A 1,092-nucleotide genomic window follows, 5' to 3' on the forward strand; every position below is an offset into this window, starting at 1 on the left:
AAAAACACAGGTCCGTGCGAAGCCGTAAGGCGATGTATACGGACTGACGCCTGCCCGGTGCTGGAACGTTAAGGGGACCGGTTAGTCACATTTCGGTGTGGCGAAGCTGAGAACTTAAGCGCCAGTAAACGGCGGTGGTAACTATAACCATCCTAAGGTAGCGAAATTCCTTGTCGGGTAAGTTCCGACCTGCACGAATGGCGTAACGACTTCTCGACTGTCTCAACCATAGGCCCGGTGAAATTGCATTACGAGTAAAGATGCTCGTTTCGCGCAGCAGGACGGAAAGACCCCGGGACCTTTACTACAGTTTGATATTGGTGTTCGGTTCGGCTTGTGTAGGATAGGTGGGAGACTGTGAAGCATGCACGCCAGTGTGTGTGGAGTCGTCGTTGAAATACCACTCTGGTCGTGCTGGATGTCTAACCTGGGTCCGTGATCCGGATCAGGGACAGTGTCTGATGGGTAGTTTAACTGGGGCGGTTGCCTCCTAAAGAGTAACGGAGGCGCCCAAAGGTTCCCTCAGCCTGGTTGGTAATCAGGTGTTGAGTGTAAGTGCACAAGGGAGCTTGACTGTGAGACCGACGGGTCGAGCAGGGACGAAAGTCGGGACTAGTGATCCGGCGGTGGCTTGTGGAAGCGCCGTCGCTCAACGGATAAAAGGTACCCCGGGGATAACAGGCTGATCTTCCCCAAGAGTCCATATCGACGGGATGGTTTGGCACCTCGATGTCGGCTCGTCGCATCCTGGGGCTGTAGTCGGTCCCAAGGGTTGGGCTGTTCGCCCATTAAAGCGGTACGCGAGCTGGGTTCAGAACGTCGTGAGACAGTTCGGTCCCTATCCGTCGTGGGCGTAGGAAATTTGAGAGGAGCTGTCCCTAGTACGAGAGGACCGGGATGGACGCACCGCTGGTGTACCAGTTGTTCTGCCAAGGGCATCGCTGGGTAGCTATGTGCGGACGGGATAAGTGCTGAAAGCATCTAAGCATGAAGCCCCCCTCAAGATGAGATTTCCCATTACGCAAGTAAGTAAGATCCCTCAAAGACGATGAGGTAGATAGGTTCGAGGTGGAAGTGTGGCGACACATGGAG

At 54.7% G+C, this 1,092-nt stretch carries 1 rRNA gene; it reads left to right on the forward strand.

Going from position 1 to position 1,092, the window contains the following annotated elements:
* A 23S ribosomal RNA gene (locus ACWGRX_RS26960) occupies nucleotides 1-1,092 on the forward strand; the annotation flags it as partial.

It is taken from the genome of Allobosea sp. NPDC055594 (genome assembly GCF_053618995.1).